The organism is Paractinoplanes polyasparticus, from assembly GCF_019710575.1.
GTDB classification, from domain to species: Bacteria; Actinomycetota; Actinomycetes; order Mycobacteriales; family Micromonosporaceae; genus Actinoplanes; species Actinoplanes polyasparticus.
Map to the genome: position 1 here is coordinate 21,426 of NZ_JAHWFK010000008.1, position 24,191 is coordinate 45,616.

Below are 24,191 nucleotides of genomic sequence, written 5' to 3' on the forward strand. Positions count from 1 at the left end.
GCCCTCGCAATAAAGGGTCAGACGCCGATCGGCTGGGCCGAGGACTGGACGGGTGCCGGTAGTTCGCCGGCGGCGCCCAGGTAGTCGTGGATCGCGGCCGCGGCTGAGCGGCCCTCGGCGATGGCCCAGACGATGAGCGAGGCGCCCCGGTGCATGTCGCCGGCTACGAAGACTCCGGGGGCCGATGTCTGCCACGTGTTGTCGGCGTCCAGGACGCCCCGGCGGTTTCGTTCGATGCCGAACTGGTCGAGCAGCGGCTGCTTCTCGGTGCCTTCGAAGCCGATGGCCAGCAGCACCAGGTCGGCGGGGAGGTCTCGCTCCGAGCCGGGGGTGAGGGTGACCGTGCGGACACCGTTGACGCGTTCGACCGTGACGTCGGCGATGCGGACGGCTTTGACCTGGCCCTGGCCGTTGTCGACGAACTCCTGGACGGCCACGCCGAAGACGCGCTCGCCGCCCTCCTCGTGCGCGGGGTAGTTGCGCAGGATGACCGGCCACGTGGGCCACGGGTGCTGCTCGGCGGCGCGGGACGACGGGGGCAGCGGGTACTGGTCGAGCTGGATCACGTTGGCCGCTCCCTGGCGGTGGGCCACGCCCAGGCAGTCGGCGCCGGTGTCGCCGCCGCCGATGATGACCACGTGCTTGCCGGCGGCGTCGATGGGGGTGCCGTCCTGCAGGCCGGCCACGACCCGGTTGGCCGGGACCAGGTGCTCCATCGCGAGGTGGACGCCGTCGAGGTCGCGGCCGGGGGTGTCGGAGGCGTCGCGGCCCGCGAGCGCTCCGGCGGCCAGCAGAACGGCGTCGAAGCGGTCACGCAGGTCGTCGGCGGTGACGTCGACCCCGACCTCGACGCCGGTCTCGAAGACAACGCCCTCGGCCTCCATCTGGGCCAGGCGGGCGTCGACCACGCTCTTCTCGATCTTGAAGTCGGGGATGCCGTAGCGGAGCAGGCCGCCGATGCGGTCGTCGCGCTCGTAGACCGTCACGGCGTGGCCGGCACGGGCCAGTTGCTGGGCCGCGGCCAGGCCGGCGGGGCCGGAGCCGACCACTGCGACCTTCTTGCCGGTGGACACGGGGGCGGGCTGGGGGCGTACGTACCCCAGGTCGAACGCATGGTTGGCGATCTCGACCTCGACCTGCTTGATGGTCACCGGGTCGTCGGCGATGCCGAGCACACACGCCGCCTCGCAGGGAGCGGGGCACAGCCGTCCCGTGAACTCCGGGAAGTTGTTGGTGGCGTGCAGCGACTCGGCCGCCGACTCCCAGGCGCCCGTACGCACCAGGTCGTTCCAGTCGGGGATGCGGTTGCCGAGCGGGCAGCCCTCGTGACAGAACGGGATGCCGCAGTCCATGCACCTCGTCGCCTGGTCGCGGATGAGCTCCTCGCCCGCGGGCGGGTAGACCTCGCGCCAGTCCTGAATGCGGACCGGGACCGGGCGGCGCTTGGGCAGCTGCCGCTCGTAGCGAAGGAAACCGTTCGGGTCAGGCACTTTTAACCCCCATGACCGCCTCGTCGACGTTGCGACCGGCGGCTTCGGCGGTCCTGATCAGTTCCATCACGCGCTTGTAGTCGCGCGGCACCACGGCGGTGAACCGTTCCACGGCCGCGGGCCAGTCCTTGAGCAGGCGTTCGGCGACGGCCGAGCCGGTCTCGGTGGCGTGCTTCTCGACGAGGCCGCGCAGCTGCTCCTGCTCCTCGTCGGTGAGCGGGGTCAGGTCGACCAGTTCCGGGTTGACCCGGGTGGGCGACAGGTCGAGGACGAACGCGGTGCCGCCGCTCATGCCGGCGGCGAAGTTGCGGCCGGTCGGGCCGAGCACCACCACGGTGCCGCCGGTCATGTACTCGCAGCCGTGGTCGCCGAGGCCTTCGACGACCGCCTGGCCGCCGGAGTTGCGCACCGCGAACCGCTCGCCGGCGCGGCCCCGCAGGAACAGTTCGCCGCTCGTGGCCCCGTACAGAATGGTGTTGCCCGCGATGATGTTGTCCTCGGCGACGAACGGCGCGTTGTCGTCCGGCCGCACGATGACGCGGCCGCCCGACAGGCCCTTGGCCACGTAGTCGTTCGTGTCGCCGATCAGGCGCAGGGTGACGCCCTTGGGCAGGAAAGCGCCGAACGACTGGCCGCCGGTGCCGCGCAGGGTGAACGAGATCGTGTCGTCGGGCAGGCCGGCGCCGCCGTAACGACGGGTCACCTCGCCGCCCAGCATGGCGCCCACACTGCGGTTGTCGTTGCGGATCACGACCTCGGCGTGCACCGGGCCACCGTCGGTCAGGGCCGGCTGAGCCAGCTCGATCAGCTTGTTGTCGAGCGCCTTCTCCAAGCCGTGGTCCTGGGCCACCACGCCGCGCCGGGAGGCGCCCTCGGGCAGCTCGGGCACGTAGAGGATCGGCGACAGGTCGAGGCCCTGGGCCTTCCAGTGGTTGACCGCGGGCCGCACGTCGAGCACCTCGGCGTGGCCGATCGCCTCGTCGATGCTGCGGAAGCCGAGCTCGGCCAGGTATCCGCGGACCTCTTCGGCGAGGAACAGGAAGAAGTTCTCGACGAACTCGGGCTTGCCGGTGTACCGCTCGCGCAGCACCGGGTTCTGGGTGGCGATGCCGACCGGGCACGTGTCGAGGTGACAGACCCGCATCATGATGCAGCCGCTCACGATCAGCGGCGCGGTGGCGAAGCCGAACTCCTCGGCGCCCAGCAGGGCGGCCACGATCACGTCGCGGCCGGTCTTGAGCTGGCCGTCGACCTGGACGGTGACCCGGTCGCGCAGCTTGTTGAGCAGCAGCGTCTGCTGCGCCTCGGCCAGGCCCAGCTCCCACGGGGAGCCGGCGTGCTTGAGCGAGTTCAGCGGGGACGCGCCGGTGCCGCCGTCGTGGCCGGAGATCAGGATGACGTCGGCCTTGAGCTTGGCCACGCCGGCCGCGACCGTACCGACGCCGATCTCGCTGACCAGCTTGACGTGCACCCGCGACATCGGGTTGACGTTCTTGAGGTCGTGGACCAGCTGCGCCAGGTCTTCGATGGAGTAGATGTCGTGGTGCGGCGGCGGCGAGATGAGGCCGACACCGGGGGTGGCATGGCGGGTCTTGGCGATCCACGGCCACACCTTGTTGCCGGGCAGCTGGCCGCCCTCGCCCGGCTTCGCGCCCTGCGCCATCTTGATCTGCAGGTCGTCCGCGTTGACCAGGTATTCGCTGGTGACGCCGAAGCGGCCGGAGGCGATCTGCTTGACCGCGGAGCGGCGCTGCGGGTCGTAGAGGCGCTCGACGTCCTCGCCGCCCTCGCCGGTGTTCGACTTGCCGCCGAGGTTGTTCATGGCGATGGCCAGGGTCTCGTGCGACTCGGCGGAGATCGACCCGTACGACATGGCGCCGGTGGCGAAGCGCTTCACGATCTCGGACGCGGGCTCGACCTCGTCCAGCGGGACGGGCGTCCGGTCCTTGAAGCTGAAGAGCCCGCGCAGCGAGCCGGCCTCGGCGGCCAGACCGTCCACCTTGGACGTGTACTGGCGGAAGACGTCGTACTGCCGGGACCGCGTCGCGTGCTGCAGCAGGAACACCGTCTCGGGGTTGAACAGGTGCACCTCGCCCTCGCGGCGCCACTGGTACTCGCCACCGACCTCGAGGCGGCGGTGGGTGCGTTCCGCCGGGTTGGCCGGGTACGCCTTCTCGTGCCGCGCCTTCACCTCGGCGTGGATGTCGGCCAGCCCCGAGCCGCCGATCCGCCCGTTGGTGCCGGCGAAGTAACGCTGCAGCAGCCGGTTGTCGAGACCCACGGCCTCGAACACCTGGGCACCGCAGTACGAGGACACCGTCGAGATGCCCATCTTGGACATGATCTTGAGGACGCCCTTGCCGAGCGCCTTGACGTAGTTGCGCACAGCGGTCTTCGGGTCGAGCCCGGCCAGCGAGCCGGTGGCGATCAGGTCGTCGACCGACTCGAAGGCGAGGTACGGGTTGACCGCCGCGGCGCCGTAGCCGATGAGCACGGCCGCGTGGTGCACCTCGCGACAGTCGCCCGACTCGACGACCAGCGCGACCTGCGTACGGGTCTGCTCGCGCACCAGATGCTGGTGAACGGCCGCCGTGAGCAGCAGCGACGGGATCGGCGCGAGGTCGGCGTTGGAGTCGCGGTCGCTGAGCACGAGGATGCGCACGCCGTCCTCGATCGCCTCGGACACGTGCCGGCAGATCTGGGTGAGGCGGGCCTTGATGCCGGCCGCGCCGTCGCGCAACGGGTAGAGACCGGAGACACGCACGGCCTTGAAGCCGGGCAGGTCGCCGTCCTCGTCGATCGACAGCAGCTTGGCCAGCTCGTCGTTGTCGATGATCGGGTACGGCAACACGATCTGCCGGCACGAGGCCGGCCCCGGGTCGAGCAGGTTGGCCTCGGGCCCGATGGTGGTCGCCAGGCTGGTGACCAGCTCCTCGCGGATGGCGTCCAGCGGCGGGTTGGTGACCTGGGCGAACAGCTGATGGAAGTAGTCGAACAGCAGCCGCGGCCGCTTCGACAGCGGCGAGATGGGGGTGTCCGTACCCATCGACCCCAGCGGTTCCGCGCCGGTGCGGGCCATCGGTCCGATGAGGATCTTCAGCTCCTCCTCGGAGTAGCCGAAGATCTGCTGACGGCGCAGCACCGAGTCGTGGGTGTAGATGACGTGCTCGCGCGGGGGCAGGTCGTCGAGCTGGATCAGCCCGGCGTGCAACCACTCGTCGTACGGCTCGGCCGCGGCCAGCTCGGCCTTGATCTCGTCGTCGTGCACGATGCGGCCGGCCGCGGTGTCGACCAGGAACATCTTGCCGGGCTGGAGGCGGCCCTTGGCGACCACGGTGGCCGGGTCGAGGTCGAGCACGCCCGCCTCGGAACCCAGCACGACCAGGCCGTCGGAGGTGTGCCACCAGCGGCCGGGGCGCAGCCCGTTGCGGTCGAGGACCGCGCCGATCATCGAGCCGTCGGTGAACGCCACGCTGGCCGGGCCGTCCCACGGCTCCATCAGGCTGGCATGGAAGCGGTAGAACGCTCGCCGCTTCGGCTCCATGCCGGGGTCGTTCTCCCACGCCTCGGGGATCATCATCAGCATGGCGTGCGGCAGGCTGCGCCCGGACAGGTGCAGCAGTTCGAGCACCTCGTCGAAGCCGGCCGAGTCGGACGCGTCGGGCGTGTTGATCGGGAAGAGCCGCTTGATGTTGCCGGGCAGCGTCTTGGACTGCAGCAGCGCCTCGCGGGCGGCCATCCAGTTCTTGTTGCCGCGGATCGTGTTGATCTCGCCGTTGTGGGCGATGAACCGGTACGGGTGGGCCAGGCTCCAGGCCGGGAACGTGTTGGTCGCGAACCGCGAGTGGACCAGGGCGATCGCGCTCGACACGCGCTCGTCGACCAGGTCGGGGAAGAACGCGGGCAGCTGGTCGGGCGTGAGCATGCCCTTGTAGGTGACGGTCCGCGAGGACAGCGACGGGAAGTACGCCGCCACGTCGCGCTGGGACGTCTCGCGCTCGGCCTGCTTGCGGATGGTGAACGCCACCCGGTCGAGCTCGATGCCGCCGAGCTGCTCGCCGGCCGGGCCCGCGGCGCCGCCGGTGAGCCGGTGCGCGGCCAGGAAGACCTGCATGATGACCGGGCGGGCGTCCTCGGCCGTCTGGCCCAGCCCGTCCGGGCGTACCGGCACCTCGCGCCAACCGAGGACGTCGCCCCCCTCGACCAGGGCGTACTTCTCGACAATCTTGATGGCGCGGGCGCGCTCGCCGTCGTCGCCCGGCAGGAAGACCAGACCGGTGGCGTAGTGACCGGCAGGGGGCAGCTCGAAGCCGGCCACGGCGCGGTAGAACTCGTCCGGGACCTGAATCATGATTCCGGCGCCGTCACCGGTGTTGTACTCAGCGCCGCGCGCGCCCCGGTGGTCGAGGCGGATGAGCGCCGACAGGCCCTTGGCGACCACATCGTGGGAACGCCGGCCGTACAAATCCGCTACGAAGGCGACACCACAGGCGTCGCGCTCCTGAGACGGGTCGTAAAGCCCCTGAGGGTGCGGAAAAGCCACCGGGCCTCCTGTCGTCACTGGTGTTTCACTTCAAGGTCGGGACGACGTCGGCCCTGCAAAGTCTCTGAAGTCTACGTTAGTAGGTGCCGATCTCCGCCAGTTCAGATGGATCACACTTGAATCGGGCGCTCATCGACCTTCACGGCAAAATGGGGTAGCCGAACATCCGCCTGCGTTGGATAGTCTCGCGCGGTGGCGCAACAGGATACCGACGTCTTCGTCAGGCTCGAGCGGTTTTACGACGCCCTGCCCCGGCCCTACGCACGGGCCGAGGAGTTCGGCGGGCTGGTGCTCTTCGTCCGCGAGGGCGAAGGCTGGCCTTACTACGCCCGCCCCCGGATCGGGGCAGGCACTCCCTCTGCCGCTGATGTTACTGCCGCTCGGCAGCGGCAACGAGAGCTGGGCCTGCCCGAGGCTTTCGAATGGGTCCACGAGACCACCCCCGACCTGCTCGCCGTGGCCCGCTCGGCCGGCCTCGACGTGCTGCTCGCGCCGCTGCTGACGCTCGACCCGGCCGCGCTCGTGCCCGATCTGCCGGTGCAGGGCGGCACGATCCGCTTCCTCGACCCGGCCGCGTCCACCTTCGCCGCCGACCTGGCCGCCTCGCGGGCGGTGGCACAGCTGGCCTTCGGCGCGCCCGCCACGGCCGGGTCGCCGCTGGAGGGGGCGCTGCTGACTGTCCCGGCCGGGCCGGCCGAGCGGGACGCCGCCACGCCCGAGCTCAGCGCCGCTCTGATCGCCAGCCAGCAGGAACGCAGCGCGTCGGGCGACTACCACACGGCCGTGGTCGACTCCCCCGACGGCATCCTCGCCACCGGCGCCGTCATGCGGTCGGGCGACGTGGCCGAGGTCGCCGGCGTGGCGACCCTGCCGGCGGCCCGGCGGCGCGGCTACGCCTCTCAGCTGACCGCTGCGCTGGCCCGCCGCTCGCTGGCCGACGGGGCCGCTCTGGTGTTCCTGTCGGCCGGTGACGACGATGTCGCCCGGCTCTACACCAAGGTGGGATTCCGGCGAATCGGCACCGCCTGCATCGGCGAGCCGGCTGCGGCGACACTATGACCGGCGCCGGCGGCCCCGCCCGAGGGTGGCGAACACAACACCCAGCACGACGAGCAGCCCGCCGGCCAGTGCGATCCACATCACCGGCGTGCCCGTGATGGGCAGCCCGCCGCCCTGACCGCCGTCGCCGTCCGCCGGCTCGGTGACCACGTTCACCTTCCGGGCCGGTGTCTCGGCGTACGCGAGAGCCTGATCACCCGACACCCACGGCACCGGCGGGACGATGACCCGGTACTCCCGCGTGCCGGCAACGGCGACGGTGACCGAGTAGGTGCCGTCGGCCCGGCTCTTCGCCGTCGCGATCGTCTGCCAGGCGCTGCTCGCGGAGACGCGCCCCTGCAGCTTCAGAGCCCGGTCCGCGGTCGGCCACTCGGCGTCCTCACAGGCGGCCAGGTCGCAGCTGCGCAACAACTCGGTCGCCTTGCCCGTTCGGGCGAGACGGGCTGGGTGACGACCGGCTGATAGCGCGACGGGTCCTCGGCCGGCAGGTCGAGCGGGTCACCCGGATTGGAGTCGATGTACGCGCCCGGCACCCACCAGAACCGGACCGAGCCGTCGATCTGAGGCACGGCACTGGTGATCCGGGCCGGCACCGTACGGTCGGTGTCGAACTCCGGCGAGAAGGCCGGCTCGCTCAGCTCGTTGCCGTCCGCGTCGACCACCACCCCCGGATCCGGTAGTCGACGTCGAACAGGCCCGTGTCCAGCACGACCCGGTTCGGCTGCCCGGGTTCGGTGAACTGACCGGCCAGGTTCGCCGGTTCGCCGTCCACCGGCTCGATGTCGATCCGGTTGCGGTAGTCGCCCGCCTCGTCCCAGGTGACCGCGAAGTTGCGGTGCTCGGCCGAGGCCCAGGCGAGCTGCACATCGGTGGGCGCGGGCTCGGTGGGCGCCAGGGCCACCGGAGCGGGGATCGTGGCCAGCACGGCCGCGAGGTTGGCGAGCACGGGCGGATCGTAACGACGCCACGGCTCCGTGGCGACCCGCTCGGCTAATCCGGAGGGCGCCAATCCGCGAACGGCGCGCTGAGGATCCGAGGACGCATGTGGTTGAGCGCCGCGTCGCGGGCGCGCAGGGCCAGGCGTCCGCGGGCCTGCACCACGGCCGACATGCGGCGGGTCTGGCGGACGACTGTCGTCGCGCGGGGCTGGCGCAGGCGGCTGTAGGCCTCGAGGGCGGCGGTCAGCGCGGGGCCCGGCGCGGCCTCGCCGGCCAGCGCGCGCAGGGTGGCGGCGTCCTCGAAGGCGAGGCAGGCGCCCTGGCCGAGGTGGTGCGGCATGGCGTGGGCGGCGTCGCCGAGCAGGACGACCCCGCCCGGGCCGGACGGGAAGGCGTACGACCGGGGAAGGGGACGCAGTTCGCGGACCTCTTGCGGGACCAGCTCGTCGGCGTGAGTGGCGGCCAGCAGCTCACCCACCGGCGGATGCCAGTCGGCGAACCAGCGGCGCAGCAGCTCGAGCTGGGTGGCCGGCGATTCGGGGCGGGGCGCGCCGGCCGCCGTGGCGACCCAGTAGACGCCGCCCTGGCCCGCGGCCCGTTCGCCCAGCGGGATCGACACGAACCGGTAGCCGGCGCCCAGGGTCTCGCCGCCGGCGGACTGGCCGGCCGGCGGCACCCGGTAGCCCGGGATGACGGCCTGCCACGCGGCGAAACCGGAGCCGACCGCGGCCGACTCGGGGGCGAGCGTGCGGCGCAGCGTGCTGTCGATGCCGTCGGCCGCGACCACCAGGTCGGCCTCGATCTCGGTGCGGCCGTCGCCGATCACCGGCCGCAGGCCCGGACCGGTGCGGATCGTCGTGACCGCGAATCCCGTCCGGATCTCGACCAGGTCGCCGAGGCCGGCCATCAGGGCGTCGTAGAGATCTTCCAGGTGTACGGCGCCGGGAGCCGGACCGGCGCCGCCGGAACGCGGCGTGACCAGCCACTGGCCGTCGGGGCGGCGCACGCCGCCGTCGGGCAGCGGGCAGGCGATCGCCGACCAGCCGCCCTCGGCGTCGAGGGACTCGAGCGCGCGACGGCCGTTGGGCCACAGCACCAGCGCGGTGGGCGGCGCGGCCACCCGCTCGCCCCGTTCCAGCAGCACGACGTGCCAGCCGCTACGGGACAGGGCACCCGCGGTGGCCAGTCCGGCCAGGCCCGCGCCGACGACGACCGCGGTGCGCACCCGGGTCAGTGTTCGTCGCTGCGGGACTCCGGCTCGGCGTCGCCGCCTTCCCGACCGGCGCCGGCGGCGTGGCCGGTGGCGAGCAGGGCGGCGCCGTTGCCCGCGGGGCCGGCCGGGTCACGCTCGGCCGGGTGGCCGCCGGCGGCGATCTCCTCGGCCATGTCGGCCGGGGTGTCGGGCGGCAGGATTCCCGTACGGCGGTAGGCCTGGAACCTCGCCTCGCTGACCACCTGGTAACCCTTGGGCGTGGCATCGCGCGTCGACTCGGCCGCCGTCACGTCGACCTGGGAGACGTCGCTCGCCGCGGACGGCTCGGGCTCGACCTCGGGCGCGTCGTCGGGCACCACATAGGCGCGCGGGCCGCGGACGATCAGGAAGTAGATGAGCGCGCCCAGGAAGACGACGACCGAGGTGACCACGTTGAGCCGCACGCCGAACAGGCGGTTCGCCTCGTCGACACGCAGCATCTCGATCCACACCCGGCCCACCGTGTAGGCCATCACGTACAGCGCGAAGGCCCGGCCGCGGCCGAACTTGTACTTGCGGTCGGCCAGCCACACCAGCAGCGCCACACCCAGGTTCCAGAGCAACTCGTAGAGGAACGTCGGGTGGTAGAGGTCGGGCAGCGTCACCGCCTGCCCGTCGATGCGGGTGGCGTGGCCGGGGTTCGACCTGTCCATGTCGTGGACCTCGAGACCCCACGGCAGCGTGGTGACCTTGCCGTACAGCTCGTTGTTGAACCAGTTGCCGACCCGGCCGATCGCCTGCGCCACGGCGAGGCCCGGGGCCAGCGCGTCGGCGACCAGGCCGAGGGTCAGCCCCAGCTGGCGGGCGCCGAGCCAGGCGCCGACCGCACCGCCGAGCACCGCGCCCCAGATGCCGAGGCCGCCCTCCCAGATGTAGAGGGCACGGACCGGGTCGCCACCGGCGCCGAAATAATCCTGCGGCGAGGTGGCCAGGTGGTAGAGCCGGGCGCCGACGATGCCGAACGGCACCGCCCACACCGCGATGTCGAGGGAGGCCCAGCGGGCGACACCCCGGCTGCGCATCCGATATTCCATGATCAGGCAGGCGGCGACGATGCCCAGGACGATGCAGATCGCATACGCCCGCACGGGCAGGCCGAGCAGGTGCCAGACGGAGATTGTCGGACTGGGGATTGCGGCGAGGTCCACGGGTGCAGGCTACCGGTTTTACTTCGCCGGGTTACGCACACCCTCAGCCAGTTCCGCGCTCAGCGCGCCTTCGCCGGGTTGCGCACGCCCTCGGCCAGTTCCGCGCTCAGCGCGCGAAGCCGCGACAGGCCGGTGGCGCGGTCGGGCGCCTCGAGCACACAGCGGATGAGCGCGCTGCCGACGATCACCCCGTCGGCGAAGCCGGCCACCTCGGCCGCCTGGGCGCCGGTGCCGACGCCCAGACCGACACCCACGGGCATGTCCGGGTTGGTGTGGCGCACCCGATCGACCAGCTCCGGCGCCTGCGAGGACACCGAGGTGCGCGCGCCCGTGACGCCCATCAATGCGGTGGCGTAGACGAAGCCGCGGCAGTGGGCGACGGTCATCGCGAGGCGTTCGTCGGTCGAGGACGGCGACACCAGGAACGTACGGTCGAGACGGTGCTCGTCGGCGGCGGCGATCCACTCGGCCGCCTCGTCCGGGATCAGGTCGGGCGTGATCATGCCGGTGGCGCCGGCCGCCGCCAGATCGCGGGCGAACGCGTTCACACCGTACTTCTCGATCGGGTTCCAGTAGGTCATGAGCACGACCGTGGCCCCGGCGCTCGCGACCGCGTCGATGATCCGCAGCGTGTCGCGGGTGCGCACGCCCCGGCTGAGCGCGATGTCGCTGGCCCGCTGGATCACCGGGCCGTCCATCACCGGGTCGGAGTAGGGCAGCTCGACCTCGATGACGTCGCAGCCGGCCTCGTGCATCGCGATCATCGAGGCGATGCTGTCGTCCACGGTCGGGAAGCCGGCCGGCATGCAGCCGACCAGCACGGCCCGATCTTCGGCCTTGGCCTTGTGGAAGACCTCGGCGATGCTCACGCGTTCTCCCCCGGGACGATCGCCTCGACCGGGTCGAGGATGCCGAAGTAGGCGCCCGCGGTGTGGACGTCCTTGTCGCCGCGGCCGGACAGGTTGACCAGGATCGTCGGCGTGCGGCCCAGCTCGGCCCGCAGCTGCGGCACGATGCGGGCGGCGCCGGCCAGCGCGTGCGCGCTCTCGATGGCCGGGATGATGCCCTCGGTGAGGCAGAGGAGCTGGAACGCGGCCATCGCCTCGTCGTCGGTCACCGGCTCGTACTCGGCCCGCCCGGTGTCGTGCAGCCAGGCGTGCTCGGGCCCGACCCCCGGGTAGTCGAGGCCGGCCGAGATCGAGTGCGACTCGACGGTCTGCCCGTCGGAGTCCTGCAGGACGTACGTGCGAGCGCCGTGCAGCACGCCGGACGAGCCGCCGGTGATCGACGCCGCGTGCCGGCCGGTGGCCACGCCCTCGCCGCCCGCCTCGAACCCGTACAGCTGCACGGACTCGTCGGGGACGAACGCGTGGAAGATGCCGATCGCGTTGGATCCGCCGCCCACGCACGCGGCCACCACGTCGGGCAGCCGGCCGAGCTGGGCCAGGCACTGGGCCCGGGCCTCGATGCCGATACCGCCCACGAAGTCGCGCACGATCTCGGGGAACGGGTGCGGGCCGGCCGCCGTGCCCAGCAGGTAGTGCGTGGTGTCGACGCTGGCCACCCAGTCGCGCAGCGCCTCGTTCAGCGCGTCCTTCAGGGTGCGCGAGCCGTTGGTGACCGGCACGACCGTGGCGCCGAGCATGCGCATCCGGGCCACGTTGAGCGCCTGCCGCTCGGTGTCCATCTCGCCCATGTAGACGACACACTCGAGGTCGAGCAGGGCGGCCGCGGTGGCCGAGGCGACGCCGTGCTGGCCGGCGCCGGTCTCCGCGATCACCCGGGGCTTGCCCATCCGCTTGGCCAGCAGGGCCTGGCCCAGCACGTTGCGCACCTTGTGGGCGCCCGTGTGGTTCAGGTCCTCCCGCTTGAGCAGGATCTCGGCGCCGAGCCGTTCGGAGAGCCGCTCCGCCCGGTAGAGCAGCGACGGGGTCCCCGCGTAGTTGACCAGCAGGCTCTCGAACTCGGCCTGGAAGACCGGGTCGGTCTTGGCCGACCGGTACGCGGCGTCGAGCTCGTCCAGCGCCCGGACGAGGGCCTCCGGAACGAACCGGCCGCCGTACCGGCCGAAATGCCCGGACAGGTCGGGCAGCGTCGGCGCGCTCACCGGACCGGCCGCGGCGTCGCCGGGTGGTTGCCCGCGTTGACCAGCTCGGCCACGGCGTCGCGGGGCGACTTCTGGGTCACCAGCCCCTCGCCGACCAGCACGGCGTCGGCGCCGGCCGACGCGTACCGGATCAGGTCGTGCGGCCCGCGCACACCCGACTCGGCGATCTTCACGACGTTGTTGGGCAGCCCGGGCGCGATCCGCTCGAAGACCGACCGGTCGACCTCGAGCGTGCGCAGGTCGCGGGCGTTGACCCCGATGACCTTCGCGTTCGCCTCGAGGGCGCGGTCCGCCTCCTCCTCGTTGTGGACCTCGACCAGCGCCGTCATGCCGAGCGACTCGATCCGCTCGAGCAGGCCCATGAGCACGTTCTGCTCGAGCGCGGCCACGATGAGCAGCACCAGGTCGGCGCCGTGGGCGCGGGCCTCGTGCACCTGATAGCTGGAGACCACGAAATCCTTGCGCAGCACCGGAATCTGCACCGAGGCGCGCACGGCCTTCAGATCGTCGAGCGAACCGCCGAACCATCGGCCCTCGGTGAGCACGCTGATGCAGCGGGCGCCGCCCGCCGCGTACTCCCCCGCCAGTTCGGCCGGGTCGGGGATGTCGGCCAGCGCGCCCTTGGACGGCGACGACCGCTTCACCTCGGCGATCACGGCCACGCCGGGCTTGCGCAACGCCGCGTAGGCGTCGATGGCCGGTGGCGCTGCCGCCGCCAGCTCACGAACCTGCTCGAGCGGCACCTGCTCCTGCCGGGCCGCCACGTCCTCGCGCACACCGGCGAGGATCTCCTCCAGCACGTTCTGCGGTCCGCCAGAACCCGCTTCCGCCTGCTGTTCGGATGTCACGAAACGACTCCCCTCTCCGGGTGTCCTCCGACCGATGCTAGGAGGTCGCGGTCGCACAAGACCCCCCGGGGTATGGCGCGCCTCACCAGGTGGCCTGGGGCATAATGCCGCCTGCCCGGGTGCGCGCTGTCTCTTCTGTCACAGCAGCCACAGGCCCGCCGGCGCGTTGTGCAGGGGCACCTCATCTGATCGGTGGACCCCCACCGCGCGTAAACGCGACCGTCACTCACCGGAAATACGGACCGTTCATGATGAGTCCCAGGCAGACTGGTCGAGGCGTCACGCACGCCGGCCAGCCCAGAGCGATCGATGTGGAGTTTCCCGTGGCCGCCATCCGGACCGCTCCGACCGAGCCCGTCGGATTCGCGAATGTCTCCCGCGCCCTCGTCTCCGTCGCCGCCGACCTCGTCATCGGCGTGCAGCGCCGGGTGGTGGGCGACGACAAGGTACGCACCGCCCGCGACAACGCCTGGGCGGCGACTCTGGAGAATCGTGCCCAGCACGAGGCCCAGGCCGAGCTGACCCGCGAGGTCGCGGCCATGGTCGCCCGCCGCAGCCTGGTGCGGGCCCGCTAGCTCGGTCGGATCGTCTAGTCGGTCGGATCGTCCCCGCGGTCCAGGGAGTCCCAGGCCGCACGGTTGTCGACCGGCTTGGTGTTGAGGCCGGCGGGCGCGGGCGCTTCGGCCGGGGCCGAGGGCTTCCGGTCGTACCGGGCCGACATGCGCGGCCACAGATGTCCCTGACGCGCGGCCGTGAGCCCACCCAGCGCGATGATCGCGCCGCCGAAGGCGCAGGCCACCGGCCACACGGTGCCGCCCGCACCCGCCTCGCCGGTGTCGAGACCGGCGCGGCCGGCGATCGCGGCGACAGCCACCCCGGCACCCACCAGCACGAGCAGGCCGCCCAGGCCGCGGCGCAGCCAGCCGTGCGTGGCGAGCAACGCTCCCGTGCCGGCCAGGCCGACCAGCGCCAGGCCGATCAGCCACGGCGCGATGTCGGTGCCGGTCGCGACCGTCCGCAGGTCGGACAGACCCGGCCGCGGGGTCACCTGCACGGACCAGGTGCGGGTGGCGCCGTACGCCGCCAGGCCGGCCCCGGCCAGACAGGCCAGCAAGGACAAGAGGTACGAACGTCGGTTCATCGGGCGGCGCGCAGGGTCTCCGCCGAGGCGATCGCGGCCAGGACAGCCGCCGCCTTGTTGCGGGTCTCCTGCTCCTCGGCCGCCGGATCGGAGTCGGCCACGATGCCCGCCCCGGCGCCTACGTAGGCGACGCCGTCCTTGAGCAGGGCGGTGCGGATCGCGATCGCCATGTCCATGTCGCCCGCGAAACCGAAGTAGCCGACCGTGCCGCCGTAGAGGCCACGGCGGGTCGGCTCGAGTCCCTCGATGATCTCCATGGCGCGTACCTTCGGCGCACCCGACAACGTGCCCGCCGGGAACGTCGCCGCCAGCGCGTCGAACGCCGACCGGTCGTCGCGCAGCTCGCCGGTCACCGTCGAGACGATGTGCATGACATGGCTGTAGCGCTCGATGCGGGCGAACTCGGGCACCTCGACCGACCCGGCCCGGCACACCCGGCCCAGGTCGTTGCGGCCCAGGTCGACCAGCATGACGTGCTCGGAACGTTCCTTCGGGTCGGCCAGCAGCTCGGCGGCCAGGGCGTTGTCCTGCTCCGGGGTGGCGCCGCGCCAGCGGGTGCCGGCGATCGGGTGCAGCAGGGCGCGGCGGGTGCCCCCCTCGTCGGCGCTGACCTTCAGGTGCGCCTCGGGCGAGGACCCGACGATGTCGAAGTCGTCGAATCGCAGGAGATACATGTACGGGCTGGGGTTCGTCGCCCGCAGCACGCGGTAGACGTCGAGCGGGTCGGCGTCGGTGGGCCGCTCGAAACGCTGCGCGACGACGATCTGGAAACACTCGCCGGCCCGGATCGCCTCCTTGGCCTCGTCGACCGCCTTTTGATATTCGCCCGGCGCCGTACGGCTCACCGGCTCACCGGCCCGCCGGCGCTCCACCATGGAGATCATCGGTGGCGTGGGCCGCGACAACGCCGTGGTCATCGCGTCCAGCCGGCCGACCGCGTTGTGATACGCGGCGAGCTTGGCCCGCTCGTCGGCGTCCTCGGCCAGCACCGCGTTGGCGACCAGGATCGCCGAGCCGTCGTAGTGGTCGAGCACAACCAGGTCGGTGGCGAGCATCATGCCCAGCTCGGGCAGGGCCAGGTCGTCGGTGGCCGACTGCGGCAGGCGCTCGAAACGGCGTACGAGGTCATAGCTGAGATAGCCGACCATGCCGCCGGTCAGCGGGGGCAGATCGTCCGGTGCCGGACCGTCGGCGAGCGCGGCCACGGTCTCGCGCAGCGCCACCACGGGGTCGCCGCCGAGCGGCACGCCCGCGGGCGGCGCGCCCAGCCAATGCGCCTCGCCGTCCCGCTCGACCAGCGTGGCCGCGCTGCGCACCCCGACGAACGAATACCGCGACCAGGCCGCCCCGGACGGGCCCGCGCCCTGCTCGGCCGACTCGAGCAGGAAGGTGCCCGGGCCGCCGGCCAGCTTCGTGTAGACGCCGACCGGGGTCTCGCCGTCGGCCAGCAGCCGGCGGGTGACCGGCACGACCCGGCGGCGCTGCCGCAGGAACTCCGCCTCGTCGGGGAAGACGGCGCCGGTGGTCACGACTGCTCCGCGTTTCTCGCCGGGTGCAGCTCGCCGTCTTTCGCCTGGGGCAGCTCGTCGCCGTTCGTCAGGGGCAGCTCGTCGCCGTTCGTCAGGGGCAGCTCGTCGCCGTTCGTCAGGGGCAGCTCGTCGAAGAAGCAGGTGTGCTTGCCGGTGTGGCAGGCGGCGCCGGTCTGATCGACGGTGACCAGCAGAGCGTCGCCGTCACAGTCGAGGGCGACGCCACGCACGTGCTGGTGGTGACCGGAGGTCGCGCCCTTCACCCAGTACTCCTGCCGGCTGCGCGACCAATAGGTCGCCCGCCCGGTGGTGAGCGTGCGGTGCAACGCCTCGTCGTCCATCCAGGCCAGCATCAGCACGTCGCCGCTGCCGTGCTCCCGCACGATCGCCGCGACAAGCCCCTCGGGGGTGCGCTTGAGCCGGGCCGCGATGGCCGGATCCAATTCGGTCTTGACTGCCACGCGATCAATTCTCCCCCATCGCCCGAAGTCACCCGAGTCCGCCCGACGCCCCGGCTCGGGCGGGTCGCGCGCTGCGAACTCGGCCCCCGCGATCCGGGCTTGCCGTTTACGTCACCCCGAGCCGTCCCACCCCGGCCGGCGGCGCCCGAGCCGTCCTGCGCGCTCGGCGGCGCCCGAGCCGTCCTGCACGCCCGGCGGCGCCCGAGCCGTCCTGCGCGCCCGGTGAGGCCGGCCGAAGATCCGTATCGGGAGCAGCCGCCGTCTACGCCCCCCACCCAGCCCACCCGCCCAGGGTGGCGGACTCTACGACTTTTCGTTGGCCGGCGGAGTCGGTCATCCACAGTCGTGAGCCTGTCCTGTGCGCACAGCGGAGTGATCCCGGCGCGCCGGCCCCGGGCGTGGGCAGCGTGGTAGCCCTGTGTGCAAGCCGCGGGGCGGTCCGCGGAAGGCCCACGATCCGGGCACGGGTAGTGCCGTTGGACCGGCTGTTCGGTACCGTCGTCGTGCGTTGCACCCAGCCAGGGGTGCTCATGACCGCCTCCCGAGAGGGTTCCCGCAGCTCAGAAGAGCGGGTGGCGGAGCCGCAGCGACGGGAGTCTCAAACCGATGGAGCCGACGTCCAACCCCGACAACGCTCGGTCGACGCGGGGGCTGGCCCGATTCTGGCCGGTGAGCCGCGACGGCGAAGGCGAAGCGGAAGCGTCCGATTCGTCCGCGATGCCGGGCACACTTTCGGGTGAAACCGAGATGGTGGCGCTGGGCTCGCGGCGGAATTCGGACGGGCTCGGCGTGGAGGGCCCGGTCAGCGGGCCGCCCGGCATCAGCCGGCCGACGACGGTGGAGAGCGGGCCCGTCGGGCCACGGCTGCCGTTCGCGGCGGGAACTTACGGTCAAAGCAGCCCTTCAGCGGCGTACGAGTTCGGCGGACCCGCTTCCGGCGGCCCCCAACCGACCGCCGGCCCGGGACCGGCCAACAGCTCGGCCGGAGGGCTGACGCCCATCGGTGGACCTGGTGGCGGCACCGGTTCGGCTCACGGCAACGACGCGCTCACCGGGCCCGGCACCGGCACGGGCCCAGGTCGCAGCAAAGATCGGCTCGGCCCCGACAGCGGGCAGGGCGCTGACCGTCCGTTCGGCAGTAGTGACCCCGGGCGGAGCGATGATCCCCTGGGCACCGACAGGTCGCTCGGCGACGCCGGACAGCTCGGCAGTAACGATTCCGGCCGCGGTGACGTCCGGCGCGGCGCCGATGGTTCGCTCGGTTCCGATGACCCACCGACCTCCGACGGCCCGATCGGGGGCAACGATGCGGCTCGCGGCGGGGATCCGATCGGCTCGCGCGGTCACAACGGGGCGTTCGGGGGCGACCGCTCGGCTCGGAGCGGCGGGCGTAGCCCGTTCGGCGAGCTCGGGTCGCGCGGCACGTGGGACGGGTTCGGGCCGACCAGTGAGCACAGCACTCTCGGCGAGAACACCTCCGGCCGCGGGAACGCCGGTAGTAGCGGCTCGCCCGATCGGAACGGCTCGGACGACGAGCGAAGCCCGTTCAGCGCCGATGGCGCCTTCGGTGTGCCGCAGCAGGGCACCGGCGCGCATGCGCCCGGCCCGGTCAGCGGGGCGCCCAGTTCCGTGAGCGGGCCACCCGCGTCCTGGAACAGGCCGTCCGGGCCGGTGAGCGGCCTTCCCTCGTCCGGAAGCAGGACGTCGGAACCCGCGAGCACGCCGTCCGAGGCCTTGACCAGGCGATCCGGCCCCGTGAGCATGCCATCGGAATCCGCAAGCACGCCGGCGGAAGCGTCGAGCACGCCATCCGAGGCCTCGACCAGGCGGCCCGAAGCCGGGAGCGCGCCATCCGAAGCCCCGCGCTGGCCATCCGAAACCGGGAACACGCCGCCCGAAGCCTCAAGCTGGCAGCCCGAAGCCGGGAGCACGCCGTCCGAAGCCTCAAGCTGGCAGCCCGAAGCCGGGATCGCGCCACCCGAAGCGGAAAGCAGGTCGTTCGAAGCCGTGGACGGGCCGTCATCGCCCGTAAGCGGCGTGCCGACGCGGGCCGGTACGGCGCCGGGGCCGGTCAGTACTCCTCCGGGGCAGGTCAGTGCACCGCCGGCGGTCCACGGGCCGGTGGACCGCGATTCTGATCACTCCCCCGCTTCTGGGAACGGCGGCGGGGAACGGGCGGCCGTAGAGTCCGGGCTGGGCAACCCTTGGGACCGCGAGTTCGGGGGCTTCGGGCTGGGCGGGCGCAACAGCCGGTTCCTGTTCGGCGGACGCAACACGGCCGAGCCACGGCCCGGCCTCAACGGGCACGGGCACGGCGAGGTCAACGGCCGGTCCGCAGGTCCGGATCTGCCGGGCGCCGGGCACGGCGAAGCGAACGGCCGGTCCGTGGGCTCGGATCTGCCGGGCGCCGGGCACGGCGAACTGAACGGCCGGTCTACGGGCTCGGATCTGCTGGGCACCGGGCGCGGCGAGGTCAACGACCGGGCCGCGGGCCCGGACCTGCCGGGCGCCGGGCACGGCGAAGTGAACGGCTGGGCCGCAAGTCCGGGCCTGCCGGGCGCCGGCCACGGGGAGGGGCCCGGGCAACGGGAACCGCGAGACGAGAACGGGCGTGATGACATGAACGGACGGGCCGGATTCTCCGGTGTTCCGACCTCCGGCGCCGGACCGGCGGCGCCGATCTCCGGGCCGGGCGCCGGAACCGACGACCGGCCCAGCCGTCGCGAGACCGGCGAGCCCACCGGCCGCCGGGCCGCCCCGGGTCTCGGGGCCGACGACGCGGGGCGCCCGGCCTTCGGGGCTCCGGAAGCTGACGCGCCGACCGGTCGGCGCGCCTTCGGTGTCGACGAGGAGGCCCCGGGCCGCCGCAGCATTCCCGAGGACGACCCGCGCCGGGCCGCCGCCGGGTGGGCCTCGGTGCCGACCTCGACTCATCCGATCGTCGGGCCGACCTCGGCCCCGCCGGTCTCGGCCCCGCCGTCCTCGGGTGCGCCGGTTTCCGGTGCGCCGATCTCGAGCGCGCCGGTCTCGGCCTCGCCCGTGTCCGGCGGGCCGGTCTTCGGCGCCACGTTCGGCCAGCCCCCGTCGTACACCCCCGCCCTGCCTGATCCGGCGGCCGGGCCCGTGTCGGGCGTTCCGGCGCCCCGGGCCGCGGTCAGCATCCCGGTGCCGGTGGCCAAGCCGCAGCCTCAGCCGGCCGACGAGAAGCCCTCGGTCAGCATCAGCTTCGGCGACGTGCTGGGCGACGAGACGGACAAGCGCCGGTCGGCCAGCCTCGAGGACGCCGAGCCGGTGCGCCGCGGCCGGCGGGCTGCCCCGGACGGGCCGGAGGCCGACGACGCCCCGCTGCGCCCGGGCGATGTCGCGGCCGGTCACATCGCGTTCTGGGACGACGACGCGGTCCGTCACTTCCGAGCGGCCTGGCACGAGGTCAAGGCGGAGTTCGTCGACGATCCCGAGACGGCTCTGACCCGGGCCCACGACCTGCTCACGGACGCGGTCAACGAGCTCACCGAGGCGTTGCTGGCCGAGCGCGACGAGCTCGACCCGTTGCGGGGCAGCGGCACGCCCGACACCGAGAGCATGCGGATGGCGATGCGCGGCTACCGGGAGTTCCTGGACCGGATCCTGGCCCTCTGAGCCGGTAGAGAAGAACCCCCGTACCCGTACGAAAGGGTCGGGGGTCTTTTTCTGCCCGAGGAATTCATCTAGCGTTGAATTCATTGCTCGATGAATTTTCTGGAGGAAACGATGGACAACGCGATAGAGGTGCGCACTCTCGTCGTCGAGCGCGGGAAGAGGACGGTGCTGAACGGCATCTCGTGCGACATCCCGGCCGGCAGCGTGACGGGCCTGCTCGGCCCCAGCGGCAGCGGCAAGACCACCCTGATCCGGGCGATCGTCGGCGTCCAGATCGTCCGGTCGGGCACGGTGACGGTGCTCGGCCGTCCCGCGGGCAGCGCTCCCCTGCGGCGCGAGCTGGGCTATGTCACCCAGGCCCCGAGCGTGTACGCCGACCTTTCCGTACGAGAGAACGCCCGTTACTTCGCCGCCCTGCGCGGCCTCGGATCCGTCGAGGCCGACCGCGCGATCACCGACGTGGGACTGGCCGGCGCGCGCAACCAACTGGTCGGCAACCTTTCCGGCGGCCAGCGCAGCCGGGCGTCGCTGGCCTGCGCGCTCATCGGCGACCCGAAGCTGCTGGTGCTCGACGAGCCGACCGTCGGACAGGACCCCGTGCTGCGGGCCGACCTGTGGACGCGCTTCCACGAGCTGGCCGCGGCCGGCGCCACGCTGCTGGTCTCGAGCCACGTGATGGACGAGGCCGGCCGCTGCGACCGCCTGCTGCTCGTCCGCGAGGGCCGGCTGATCGGCGACGACACCCCGGCCGCGATCCGCGCGCGGTCCGGCACCGACGACCTCGAGGAAGCCTTCCTGCGGCTGATCCGCCGGCTCGACGAGGTGGCGGCGTGAGCGAGGCAACCGCAGGACCACGAGCGCACGACACAGGAGGAACAGCATGAGCCCGCACATCACTCTGGCTACCGCCGGGCGCATCCTGCGACAGCTGCGGCACGACCGGCGTACGGTCGCGCTGCTCCTGGTCGTGCCGGCGCTCCTGCTGACGCTGCTCTATTTCATGTACGACGGGTCGGGCGCGACGTTCGACCGGATCGCCCTGATCATGCTCGGCATCTTCCCGTTCGTGATCATGTTTCTGGTGACCAGCATCGCCATGCTCCGCGAGCGCACCTCCGGCACCCTGGAACGGCTGCTCACCACCCCGCTCGGCAAGCTCGACCTGCTGTTCGGGTACGGCCTCGCGTTCGGTCTGGCGGCCGCGCTGCAGGGGGCGGTCGCCACCGGGGCCGCGTACTGGCTGCTCGGTCTGCAGACGACCGGGAACGCCGGACTGGTCGTGCTCATCGCGGTCGTCAACGCCGTGCTCGGGGTGGCGCTCGGCCTGTTCTGCAGCGCTTTCGCCCGTACGGAATTCCAGGCCGTACAGTTTCTCCCGGTGGTCGTGGTGCCGCAGATCCTGCTGTGCGGGTTGTTCGTGCCGCGCGAGCAGATGGTCGGCTGGCTCGAGGGCATCAGCAACGCGTTGCCGCTGACCTACGCGATCGAGGCGCTCGCCCAGGTGGGCATCTCGGCCGACACGACCGCCACGATGTGGCGCGACCTGGTGATCGTGGCCGGGGCGACGGTGATAGCGCTCGTGCTCGCCGCCGCGACCCTGCGCCGGCGCACCCCCTGAGGAGTTCGGATTGGTCAGGCGCAGCGGGCGGCGTCCCGGCAACCAGGACACCCGTACGTCCATCCTGGAGGCCGCCCGGGCGAGCTTCGCCGAGAAGGGGTACGACAAGGCGTCGATCCGTGCCATCGCTGGTGACGCCGGCGTCGATCCGGCGCTGGTGCACCACTATTTCGGGACCAAGGAGAAGCTCTTCCTGGCCGTGATGGACGCGCCGATCAACCCCGGCGAGCTGATCCCCCAGGCGCTGGAGGGCCCGCGCGAGCATGCCGGCGAACGGCTGATCCGGCTCGCGATCGGCGTGTGGGACTCACCCGCCGGCACGGCGGCGCTGGCCGTCTTCCGCTCGGCGCTGAGCAACGAGTGGACCGCTCGCCTGCTGCGCGAGTTCGTGGTGACCCAGATCCTGCGCCGCGCGGTCGGCGAGATCATCGAGGACCAGGCCGAGGCCCCGATGCGTACGGCGTTGGTAGCCACGCAGATGGCAGGCACGATGGTGGCCCGCTACGTCCTCAGGATCGAGCCGCTGGCCAGCGCCGACGTCGACACCATCGCGGCGGCCGTCGGCCCCAACATCCAGCGCTTCCTGACCGAGCCGATGCCCGAGGTCTTCAAGCAGTCCTAGGCCAGGCGGCCATGGCCAGATCCGCGGTGTCGGTGTCCGCCGCGGTGGCGCCGTCCCGGGCCCGCTGGGACATGCCGTGCATGACAGTGGTGAACTACGCGGCCAGCTTCCGGGGGTCGGCGGTCGCCGGGATCTCGCCCTTGTCCCGAGCGGTCGTCAGGCGCTTCTCGACGCCTCGGGCGGCACCGCGCTCTGAGCGCGGCCCCGCCCGCCGGCGCTCAGTCGGTGCAGCGGTGGCAGAGCACCGGGTGCAGCAGGTGGGCCAGATCGTGGCGGTCGGTCACCGGGCGCGGGAAGGCGAGGCGGGCCAGCTTGTCGTCGAGCCGGACCATGAAGCCGTACCGGTCCATGCGGACGACGCGGGGCTCGGCGACCGGCTGGAACGTCTTGCCGAGCTGGCGGCGCACATAGGCGCTCATCTCGGCCTCGTGGTGGTCGAGCAGGTCGGCGATCAAGTCGAACTCGATGCGGCAGAGCGGGTCGGGCGTCGACTCGGCGAACTCGTCGACATCGACGTCGTGCAGGTTCTCGTTGCGCTCGTAACGCACCTCGGCGACGTCCATGCGGTGCAGCACCTGGCCCTCGCCGACGTCGAGCAGGTCGCCCGAGGCATCGACCTCGGCGTAGTCGAGCGCCGCGGCCCGGGCCTCGTCGCCCTCGAGCACGGTGGCCCAGCCCGAGATCCACACGCGGCCGAGCGCGGGCGAGCCGGCCATCGGCGGCACGTCGGAGATGTCGAGCACCATCGCGGTGTCGTCGGTGCCCTCCTGAGGGCGAAGTGCGGCGGCGAACGCGCCGTCGCTGGGCGAGAGCAGGAGCACCCGGCCGTTCGCGTCCGTGACGTGCCGCACGGGGAGCGGCCCCGGGCGGCAGGCGACGTGCGCGACGCCGGGGAGGTGACCGGCGGCGAGCGTACGCGCGATCTCGGCGTGGGTGGGCTGCATGGTGACGACCTCCGGGCCTACGTTAGGCTTGCCTTAGTAAGGTGAGGCTAACCGTAACACCGGCCTCGAGCGCAAGTTGACTCGGAGACTTCATGAACAACTCCCGACCCAAGGCCAAGCTCTCCCGGGCGCTCGGCATCCCGCTGACGCCGAAGTGCGTGAAGTACTTCGAGAAGCGGCCGTTCCCGCCGGGTGTGCACGGACGTTCCCGCCGCAAGGCCTCGGACTACCAGGTCCGGCTGCTCGAGAAGCAGCGCCTGCGGCACCAGTACAACATCAGCGAGTCCCAGATGCGGCGGGCGTACGACGACGCCCACCGCGCCGAGGGCAAGACCGGCGAGACGATGGTCACCCTGCTCGAGCGCCGCCTCGACGCCACCGTGGTGCGCGCGGGTCTGGCCCGCACCATCTACCAGGCGCGCCAGCTCGTCGTGCACGGCCACTTCACGGTCGACGGCAAGAAGGTCGACCGGCCGGCCTACCGGCTCAAGCCGGGCCAGGTCGTCGAGGTCCGCGAAAGCAGCCGGCAGAAGCCGCCGTTCCAGATCGCGGCTACCGGGGCTCACCTTGACGGGCCTACGGCGCCCTACCTCTCGACTGTGCTTGAGGAGTTGCGCACCACCTTGATTCGGCTGCCGGAGCGCTCGGAGATCCGCGTGACTTGTGACGAGCAGCTCGTGGTGGAGTTTTACGCGCGCTAGATGTAGGTGGGCTGGTTTCCCCGGCGCCAGATCTGGGTGGGCTGGTTTTCCCGGCGCCAGATCTGGGTGGGCTGGTTTTGCGTGGGTGGTGCCGTGGCGTGACTAGCCCCACTGTGCTTATGGCGTCGCTTCGCGCCGCGGCGATCGCCCC

At 72.2% G+C, this 24,191-nt stretch carries 21 protein-coding genes and 1 pseudogene; 7 read left to right on the plus strand and 15 right to left on the minus strand.

All coding sequences use genetic code 11. The features are described 5' to 3' along the window. Window positions 1-17 precede the first annotated feature (17 nt). Together KXC43_RS11810 and gltB are read right to left on the minus strand one after the other, a co-directional pair. Entirely contained in the window at window positions 18-1,490 is a 1,473-nt protein-coding gene (locus tag KXC43_RS11810; protein ID WP_221376060.1) for a glutamate synthase subunit beta, read from the minus strand. Then, complete coding sequence (gene gltB, locus KXC43_RS11815; protein ID WP_308129051.1) at window positions 1,483-6,033, minus strand: glutamate synthase large subunit; 4,551 nt, start codon at window positions 6,031-6,033, stop codon at window positions 1,483-1,485. Before gltB ends, KXC43_RS11810 begins: the two co-directional genes overlap by 8 nt. A 192-nt stretch (window positions 6,034-6,225) precedes the next feature. Between gltB and KXC43_RS11820 the strand changes: the two genes are divergently transcribed. Beyond that, entirely contained in the window at window positions 6,226-7,092 is an 867-nt protein-coding gene (locus KXC43_RS11820) for a GNAT family N-acetyltransferase (protein ID WP_221376062.1), read from the plus strand. Here the strand turns inward: KXC43_RS11820 and KXC43_RS11825 are convergent. From KXC43_RS11825 to trpC, 8 genes are read right to left on the minus strand one after another with little or no spacing between them, the layout of a single operon-like run. Then, window positions 7,087-7,503 (minus strand): hypothetical protein, encoded by a 417-nt coding sequence (locus tag KXC43_RS11825; RefSeq protein ID WP_221376063.1) that lies wholly within the window; start codon window positions 7,501-7,503, stop codon window positions 7,087-7,089. The genes KXC43_RS11820 and KXC43_RS11825 overlap by 6 nt on opposite strands. Then, window positions 7,437-7,757 carry a hypothetical protein gene (locus KXC43_RS11830; protein WP_221376064.1) on the minus strand — a complete coding sequence of 107 codons (321 nt, stop codon included), beginning with the start codon at window positions 7,755-7,757 and terminating at the stop codon, window positions 7,437-7,439. Before KXC43_RS11830 ends, KXC43_RS11825 begins: the two co-directional genes overlap by 67 nt. Further along, window positions 7,727-8,038 carry a hypothetical protein gene (locus KXC43_RS11835; protein ID WP_221376065.1) on the minus strand — a complete coding sequence of 104 codons (312 nt, stop codon included), beginning with the start codon at window positions 8,036-8,038 and terminating at the stop codon, window positions 7,727-7,729. The genes KXC43_RS11830 and KXC43_RS11835 overlap by 31 nt, the downstream gene beginning before the upstream one ends. A gap of 44 nt (window positions 8,039-8,082) precedes the next feature. Further along, the gene (locus KXC43_RS11840; RefSeq protein WP_221376066.1) at window positions 8,083-9,255 is read right to left on the minus strand and encodes an FAD-dependent oxidoreductase; all 1,173 of its coding nucleotides are present in this window, start codon (window positions 9,253-9,255) and stop codon (window positions 8,083-8,085) included. A 5-nt stretch (window positions 9,256-9,260) separates the two neighbouring features. After that, complete coding sequence (gene lgt / locus KXC43_RS11845; protein WP_308129052.1) at window positions 9,261-10,430, minus strand: prolipoprotein diacylglyceryl transferase; 1,170 nt, start codon at window positions 10,428-10,430, stop codon at window positions 9,261-9,263. Window positions 10,431-10,489: 59 nt separating this feature from the next. Beyond that, the gene (gene trpA / locus KXC43_RS11850) at window positions 10,490-11,299 is read right to left on the minus strand and encodes a tryptophan synthase subunit alpha (RefSeq protein ID WP_221376067.1); all 810 of its coding nucleotides are present in this window, start codon (window positions 11,297-11,299) and stop codon (window positions 10,490-10,492) included. Beyond that, window positions 11,296-12,537, minus strand: a complete 1,242-nt coding sequence (gene trpB, locus KXC43_RS11855; RefSeq protein ID WP_221376068.1) for a tryptophan synthase subunit beta — start codon at window positions 12,535-12,537, stop codon at window positions 11,296-11,298. Before trpB ends, trpA begins: the two co-directional genes overlap by 4 nt. Beyond that, window positions 12,534-13,337, minus strand: coding sequence for an indole-3-glycerol phosphate synthase TrpC (trpC, locus tag KXC43_RS11860; protein WP_221376288.1), 804 nt, complete (start codon window positions 13,335-13,337; stop codon window positions 12,534-12,536). Before trpC ends, trpB begins: the two co-directional genes overlap by 4 nt. 371 nt (window positions 13,338-13,708) lie before the next feature. Here trpC and KXC43_RS11865 point away from each other — a divergent pair, with 371 nt between their 5' ends. Next, window positions 13,709-13,960: a hypothetical protein gene (locus KXC43_RS11865; RefSeq protein WP_308129053.1), complete on the plus strand. Its 252-nt coding sequence runs from the start codon at window positions 13,709-13,711 to the stop codon at window positions 13,958-13,960. 14 nt (window positions 13,961-13,974) lie between these two features. On the opposite strand, the gene KXC43_RS11870 is transcribed toward KXC43_RS11865, so the two are convergent. From KXC43_RS11870 to KXC43_RS11885, 4 genes and pseudogenes are all read right to left on the minus strand, one after another. Beyond that, window positions 13,975-14,526, minus strand: coding sequence for a Trp biosynthesis-associated membrane protein (locus tag KXC43_RS11870; protein ID WP_221376070.1), 552 nt, complete (start codon window positions 14,524-14,526; stop codon window positions 13,975-13,977). Next, the gene (locus KXC43_RS11875; RefSeq protein WP_221376071.1) at window positions 14,523-16,055 is read right to left on the minus strand and encodes an anthranilate synthase component I; all 1,533 of its coding nucleotides are present in this window, start codon (window positions 16,053-16,055) and stop codon (window positions 14,523-14,525) included. The genes KXC43_RS11870 and KXC43_RS11875 overlap by 4 nt, the downstream gene beginning before the upstream one ends. A gap of 107 nt (window positions 16,056-16,162) precedes the next feature. Then, window positions 16,163-16,609, minus strand: a pseudogene (gene hisI / locus KXC43_RS11880) (phosphoribosyl-AMP cyclohydrolase); the annotation flags it as partial. 1,250 nt (window positions 16,610-17,859) lie between these two features. Next, window positions 17,860-18,279, minus strand: coding sequence for a hypothetical protein (locus KXC43_RS11885; protein ID WP_221376072.1), 420 nt, complete (start codon window positions 18,277-18,279; stop codon window positions 17,860-17,862). A gap of 358 nt (window positions 18,280-18,637) precedes the next feature. Here KXC43_RS11885 and KXC43_RS11890 point away from each other — a divergent pair, with 358 nt between their 5' ends. From KXC43_RS11890 to KXC43_RS11905, 4 genes are all read left to right on the plus strand, one after another. Then, window positions 18,638-20,155: a hypothetical protein gene (locus tag KXC43_RS11890; RefSeq protein WP_221376073.1), complete on the plus strand. Its 1,518-nt coding sequence runs from the start codon at window positions 18,638-18,640 to the stop codon at window positions 20,153-20,155. Between the two features lie 111 nt (window positions 20,156-20,266). Beyond that, window positions 20,267-20,989 carry an ABC transporter ATP-binding protein gene (locus KXC43_RS11895; protein WP_221376290.1) on the plus strand — a complete coding sequence of 241 codons (723 nt, stop codon included), beginning with the start codon at window positions 20,267-20,269 and terminating at the stop codon, window positions 20,987-20,989. Window positions 20,990-21,035: 46 nt separating this feature from the next. Continuing rightward, window positions 21,036-21,773, plus strand: coding sequence for an ABC transporter permease (locus tag KXC43_RS11900; protein WP_221376074.1), 738 nt, complete (start codon window positions 21,036-21,038; stop codon window positions 21,771-21,773). A gap of 10 nt (window positions 21,774-21,783) precedes the next feature. Next, window positions 21,784-22,395 (plus strand): TetR/AcrR family transcriptional regulator, encoded by a 612-nt coding sequence (locus KXC43_RS11905; protein ID WP_221376075.1) that lies wholly within the window; start codon window positions 21,784-21,786, stop codon window positions 22,393-22,395. 218 nt (window positions 22,396-22,613) lie between these two features. Here the strand turns inward: KXC43_RS11905 and KXC43_RS11910 are convergent, their stop codons facing one another. Continuing rightward, entirely contained in the window at window positions 22,614-23,339 is a 726-nt protein-coding gene (locus tag KXC43_RS11910; RefSeq protein ID WP_221376076.1) for a DUF2470 domain-containing protein, read from the minus strand. 92 nt (window positions 23,340-23,431) lie between these two features. Here KXC43_RS11910 and rpsD point away from each other — a divergent pair, with 92 nt between their 5' ends. After that, entirely contained in the window at window positions 23,432-24,040 is a 609-nt protein-coding gene (rpsD, locus tag KXC43_RS11915) for a 30S ribosomal protein S4 (protein ID WP_221376077.1), read from the plus strand. Window positions 24,041-24,191: the final 151 nt, after the last annotated feature.